The organism is Henriciella sp., from assembly GCF_049649345.1.
Taxonomy (GTDB): Bacteria; Pseudomonadota; Alphaproteobacteria; order Caulobacterales; family Hyphomonadaceae; genus Henriciella.
Genome location: NZ_JBARZC010000138.1, coordinates 1 through 5899 on the forward strand (window position 1 = coordinate 1; position 5899 = coordinate 5899).

Genomic DNA, 5899 nt, shown 5'->3' on the forward strand with positions numbered 1-5899 from the left:
AGGCTGCCTCGCTGAACTGGTTGGTCTTATTGAAGGCGGCAGCGGCGTGATAATAGGCCTGCGCGGAATCGCGGCCCGAGAGGTCTGAATCGTCGGCGCGGTCGTAGCACTGGGCGGCGATTGCGGCGGATGTGCCGGGCGAGGCAAAGCTCGTACAGGTCCCGGCGAGGGTCGGCGTCACAGCGCCGGGTGTGGCGGCGCCGCCCCCGCAGGCTGTCACCAGACCAATTGTCAGAAACGCGGCTGTCAGACCGCCGACGCGAATACCAAGTCTCTCTCGAGCAACCATATTTTTCCCCACCACATGGTTCTTAACCATAAGCCCTCCGTTAAAGGGGATTTTTTCGCGGCGGTAAAGATATTCGCAAAATGAATTCGTCCCGGGCGAGAACTATTCGCTCTGACTTCAGGCGGTGATTACCTGTCGATCCTGTTGTGGAATATGCAGGACGGGGCGATTGTGACTTGGCGAGCACAAGTATCTCAAATCGCTTGCGCGGCGAATGTTTGCCAAACTCTTCGGGCGGATGTGTGACGCCTCGTCAGCCTTGTCAGGCAGCGTGCTTATCGTAGAAACCCAAGCAGGATTAGAGCAGGCGGCGCGCCGCAAGCTGCCGCGAAACACAGTTCAAAAAGGCCCAGACTCCATGCCAGGCACATCCCTCTTGAGCGATATCCGCGTCGCCGACATGACGACCGTCATCTTCGGCCCTTATTGTACGCAGACGCTGGCCGATATGGGCGCAGACGTGATCAAGCTGGAGCCGCCAAAGGGCGATGATTTCCGCAATGTCGGCAAGCCCGCCAAGAATAAGGGCATGGGCCCGTGCCACATGACGATCAATCGCGGCAAGAAGTCGGTCGTCTGGGATATGAAATCAGATGATGGGAAGGCGGCGGTCCGTAAGCTGATCGAGACGAGCGATGTGTTCATTCACAATATCCGGCCGGATGCGGTGGCGCGGCTGGGTCTCACCTTTGAGGATGTGAAGGCCATCAAGCCGGACGTGGTGTACGTCCACTGCCTCGGTTTCGGATCCGAAGGGCCTTATGCCGGACGGCCGGCTTATGACGACCTCATCCAGTCCCTGTCAGGCGCAACGAGCCTGCTGCCGCGCGTCGACGGCGATGAGCGTCCGCGCTTTATCCCGACGGCGTTTGCCGACAAGGTGTCAGGCCTTCACGCGATGTATGCGACGCTCGCAGCGCTCCGCCACCGCGACAAGACGGGCGAAGCGGTACATGTCGAGGTGCCGATGTTCGAGTGTATTACCAGCTTCCTCTTCGAGGAGCATTTCTATGAGGCGGCGTTCGATCCGCCGGTTGGTCCGCACTGCTATCAGCGCCAGGTCGACCCGTCGCGCCAGCCGGTGCGCACGCAAAACGGATGGATCACGATTGCGCCTTATGTCGACCACCGCTGGGTGACACTGTTCGATGTGCTCGGTCACCCCGAAGAACTCGAGGAGGAGCGTATCAATGACTATCGCGGCCGCTATTTCAATCAGGACTATATGATGTCGCGCGTGCAGGCCTATTTCGTCGATTACACGACCGAAGAACTGCTGAAGCTGTTAGGCGATGCCGATATTCCGGCCGCGCGGGCGAATGACATTTCCGAAGTACAGGACGATCCTCACATGAAGGCGGTGAATTTCTTCCAGCGCCGTGAGCATCCGAGCGAGGGCGGCTATTGGGAAGTCCAGCCGCCTGTCCGTTTTGTGGGCTTGCCGGAGCGCGAGATTACACCCGCGCCGCGGCTCGGCGCCCAGACAGAAGACGTCCTCGCCAGCCTCGGCCTCTCAGCCGCGGCCAGGAAGGACGACTAGTCTACCCGTAAGCTACCAGCGCATATCAGCGCGAAGCTCTGCGACGGCGTCATGGTCTGACGCAGCATACCAGTGAATGTCAGCACCATTGGCAAGGGCGAGAACGGCTGTGCGGTTTTCCGCCGTCTCTGCGTCCTCCTCGACATATTCGCGCAGCCTCACATGCTCGTCGGCCTGACCGCCCATCTCTTCAAGCTGTGCATGCTCAATCGGGACATAGAGCGTGCCAAGCTGGCCTGCGGCAGCCGCCGATTGAAGGTCGAGCAGGTTGTGCCCTTCAGGCAGCTGCTCATCGATCGCGGTTTCGTCCTTGAAAGCGGCGATGATCTTCTCCTCGACATTGTCCGTGCCGCCCGAATGATGCTGGACGATCTCAAAGCGTCCATTCGATGCGATCTGTGCAAAATGCCCGACAGTGCCCTCTTCGCCGATGACGTGCAGGGTCTCGGTCTGAGGCGGCAGGGCTTCTGTCACGCCATCGAAAAGGTCATGATAGAAGGCGTCATCGGTCTTCTCGCGTTCCTGGCTCTGGTCGGAGCCGAGTGCGTGGTAAACCGACCGGGCGTCGCTTTCGCGGGCCGAGCCGCGCGATCCGGAATGAAAGAACACATCATCCTGCACATAGCGGCGCGCTTCGACCGAGCGGTATTTGGGCGCGTCGAGCCGGTCGCTCATATCGCTGACACTGCCGCCCGAATAGAGATACAGCGCTGGCTTGTCCTTGGTCACAAACAGGACCCAATGGGTTTCCCGGCTCTGATAATCGGCCAGAAGCGGAATGATGAATGGCGGCTCGCCCGTGGTGATTGACGCGATCGGGCGGGCATTGAGATGCGCCATGCGCTGCTGCTTGCCATCATCGAAGAGCGCAATGCCATTGCCGCGGAAATCCGACAGCTCGAAGTTTTCGAGACGGCTCGTCATGAAGTCCGATTTCGGGCTGTGATCCTTGACTGTATCGATGACATTCTTCCTGAGGATGCGCCACTTCTCGCCGCCGGTCTGGACTGCCGGGCGCGGAATATAGACGCTCATCGTGTCCTGGGAGAAGTCCGCGAAAGCCTGCCGGAATGTTTCAAGGGATAGCTGGTCGGTCATGGTCGTCTCCTTCAATTATCTGATATCAGGGAAACAACGGGTGGCTCGCCTTGGCGTTCCGGGCTCTGGCCGGCAGATCAGCCATCCGACTGCGAGGATTGGGGCATGGCTTTCGGCACGGGGCTTGCCACATCGCCTGAATGGGAGGTGCCGCCGCGAACAAGAAAGCGCGGCCACTGCACGCCGCCCATCAGCTCGTCATAGAGCAGGTTGCCAGCGCCGAGATTGAGCCCGCCGCCGGGCAGGTCGACAAAACCGGTTTCGGCTGCGTCGGCGAGCGTGGCGACAACGGAGTTCGAATTCTGCGTGACGAAATTATAGTTAAGGCCGGCCTCGTCGATCGCTTCTGCCAGAATGGTTACCTTGCGCCAGTCATCTGGCGAGAAATCCTCAGCAATGATGCCGACGCGCTGACGCCCATTATCGCGCCGCGTGGGCGAGTGAAGCGAGCCATGCCACTCGACCGGCCGTCCGACCCTGAGCTTGCCGCCTTCAGGAAAGGCAGTGATGATTTGAGGAAAGGCGTCGCCTTCGGGCACATAGACAAGGTGTGAGTGCTCGCCGAACAGGGCCACATCGAATTCGACCTTGAGGAGCACGCGCTCGCCGAAAATGCGCTGGAAGGCGGCGCGGTTGCCGTCGATCAGCGTCTGGAAGTCTGCCGCGCACAGCCCCCTGGTCATGATCCTCTCGCGCAGCACATCCAGTTCGGCTGCGCCAATTGTCAGCGGCTCGGAGGGGGTGTCGTCGGAGGATGGGGCTCGATCAGTCACTTATGATCAAACGCATGAGCAGAGGCGCGGTTTCGGACGCTCTGGAACCGTCAGGCGCTTGCGGCATTGAGAAGGGGGAAGGCACAAGAGGCGATCGTGAAGAATATATCGGTCTACATCGTATCCGGCCTGATTATCCTGATGGGAGTCGGCGCGCGTTTTGCGATCGGAAACGTCTACAGTGAAGCCGAGGCGACCAATCTGATCGCCTCGCTGACCAATACCGGCCTCTATCTCGGATCAGCCATTGCCGGGGCATCGGCCACGACTCTGGCCCTGATGCTGACGCTGCTCGGCCTGACCAGTCAGGCGGAAGCCGATTTTGATTTCGATGTCTACAAGAGCATCTCGCAGGTCGCTTGGCTGTCGACGATTTCGCTTGTCGGGGCTGTGATCCTGCTCCTCATGCTCGTCCTGCCGGTCGGCGAGTTCGAGAAGATGCCGGATGGCTGGTACCGGATCATGTATGAAGTGATCTTTGCGCAGACCGTGATCGTCTGCGCCCTTCTGGTCGCCACGGTCGTGCGCCTGTTCCTGGCGATCCGCCACGTCATCACGACGGTGACCCCGGGCGACGAAATCTAGGCCTGATTGTCGGGAAAAAGTGGCACACCCGAGAGGATTCGAACCTCTGACCCCCAGATTCGTAGTCTGGTGCTCTATCCAGCTGAGCTACGGGTGCATGCCGTTGCGAGGGCGGACACATAGCGGCGCGCGCATGAGGATGCAAGCGCTTATGCTGCACTCTTCTGATCGGCTTCATATACCCCGCGGGCGATGGAGCGGGCAAGGGTCGAAGCAGCAAGTTCTCCAATTCGTGTAAGGGCGATGGGCGCCGGGTCCTCGAGCGCGACCTTGCCGGTCGAGAGCACAAAAAGCGCGTCGCCATCGAAAGGCGCAAAGACAGGGCGGATGGCGCGCGAGAAGCCGGAAAGCGCCATTTGCGCGACGCGGTGGGCCTGCGCCGGGGTGAGGGCGACGTCGGTCGCGATACAGGCAATCGTTGTGTTCTGGCCGAGCTGCGGGTTCATCTTGGCATCGCCCCATTCTTCCGGATCGCACTCATAGTCGGCCGGCGGGCGGTGGCCGCCAAACTCATTGCCGATCTCATACGGCCAGGCCCAGAAACAGGTCGTCTCCGGCATGAAGACCGAGCCGAAACAGTTCACGCCTGCGATTGCGCCGATGGTGATGCCGTCAGACGTGCGCAGCGAAGCTGAGCCGAGCCCGCCGGCATGCGCGCCAGCATTGGCGCCGATGCCGCAGCCGATATTGCCGAGCGGGAAGGTCTTGGCGTGGTTCTCGAAGGCTTCCTCGCCGAGCTGGCGATAGGGCGGCTTCTCGCCCCAGTCCTTCTTGCCGCCATTGGCGAGGTCATAAAGGATGGCAGACGGGACGATCGGTGTCTTCGGCACGCCGGGCAGGTCCTTCAGCCCATAGCCGCGCCCCATCGCACCGAGCTTTGCTGTCACACCGTCTGCTGCGCTGAGACCATAGGCGCTGCCGCCTGAGAGGACGACCGCGTCGACCTGCTCGACCATGGTGTCGGCGCGCAGCAGATCGGTCTCGCGTGTGCCCGGCCCGCCGCCGGCTATGGCGCATGCCGCCGTCACCGGTTCCTCGGCGAGGATTACCGTCGTGCCCGTCATCGCTTCGAAGTCTTCGGCATTGCCGACCTGAATGCCGTCCACATCTGTGATCAGGTTTCGCGGTCCCGGTCGTGACATATTCTATCCTTTTAATTGTTGATCCCGCTTGTAGGGTGAAGCAAACCTTCCGCCAAGGTCATGAGGAGATCGGGTGTCATGAAATTTCTCGCTTGTACTGGTGCAACTGCAGCGCTCGCCGTCTTCGGGGCCGGCGCCGCATTGGCCCAGGTCACGATCACCGGCGAAGGCGCCGAGATGGCCGATCTGAAGGCGTGCATCGCGCAGGCCGATGACGGCGACACGTCCGCCATCGATGCCTGCGTCGCCAGCAATATTGACGAGATCGAAGCGTTTATCGCCGCGCACCCGAAGACCGAAGCTGCAGACCATGTCGCTGAAGGTCGCGGGGTCGAGACAGGCGATGAGATGAATTCAGAAGAGGCAAGTGAAGAATCCGAATGATATTTGATGACCCGCTGAAGGCGCTTGTTCCCATCCTGCTGATTGCGGCCTGCCAGCCGCAAGGCCCGTCCACCACACCGGCCAACCC

6 protein-coding genes, 1 tRNA gene and 1 pseudogene are annotated in these 5899 nt (G+C 60.7%); 3 read left to right on the forward strand and 5 right to left on the reverse strand.

Going from position 1 to position 5899, the window contains the following annotated elements; all coding sequences use genetic code 11:
* Nucleotides 1-289, reverse strand: a pseudogene (locus WA989_RS03365) (hypothetical protein); the annotation flags it as partial.
* Between the two features lie 358 nt (nt 290-647).
* Here WA989_RS03365 and WA989_RS03370 point away from each other — a divergent pair.
* Complete coding sequence (locus WA989_RS03370) at nt 648-1829, forward strand: CaiB/BaiF CoA transferase family protein (protein ID WP_424339109.1); 1182 nt, start codon at nt 648-650, stop codon at nt 1827-1829.
* A gap of 12 nt (nt 1830-1841) precedes the next feature.
* On the opposite strand, the gene WA989_RS03375 is transcribed toward WA989_RS03370, so the two are convergent.
* Together WA989_RS03375 and WA989_RS03380 are read right to left on the reverse strand one after the other, a co-directional pair.
* The gene (locus tag WA989_RS03375) at nt 1842-2927 is read right to left on the reverse strand and encodes a hypothetical protein (RefSeq protein ID WP_424339110.1); all 1086 of its coding nucleotides are present in this window, start codon (nt 2925-2927) and stop codon (nt 1842-1844) included.
* Between the two features lie 77 nt (nt 2928-3004).
* Entirely contained in the window at nt 3005-3700 is a 696-nt protein-coding gene (locus WA989_RS03380; protein WP_424339111.1) for a hypothetical protein, read from the reverse strand.
* Between the two features lie 96 nt (nt 3701-3796).
* Between WA989_RS03380 and WA989_RS03385 the strand changes: the two genes are divergently transcribed.
* The gene (locus tag WA989_RS03385; protein WP_424339112.1) at nt 3797-4285 is read left to right on the forward strand and encodes a hypothetical protein; all 489 of its coding nucleotides are present in this window, start codon (nt 3797-3799) and stop codon (nt 4283-4285) included.
* A gap of 20 nt (nt 4286-4305) precedes the next feature.
* Here WA989_RS03385 and WA989_RS03390 read toward each other — a convergent pair.
* Nucleotides 4306-4382: transfer RNA gene (locus tag WA989_RS03390), tRNA-Arg, on the reverse strand.
* Between the two features lie 52 nt (nt 4383-4434).
* Nucleotides 4435-5427: a P1 family peptidase gene (locus tag WA989_RS03395; protein WP_424339113.1), complete on the reverse strand. Its 993-nt coding sequence runs from the start codon at nt 5425-5427 to the stop codon at nt 4435-4437.
* 78 nt (nt 5428-5505) lie between these two features.
* On the opposite strand from WA989_RS03395, the gene WA989_RS03400 reads away from it, so the two are divergent.
* Nucleotides 5506-5811, forward strand: a complete 306-nt coding sequence (locus WA989_RS03400) for a hypothetical protein (protein ID WP_424339114.1) — start codon at nt 5506-5508, stop codon at nt 5809-5811.
* Nucleotides 5812-5899 lie beyond the last annotated feature (88 nt).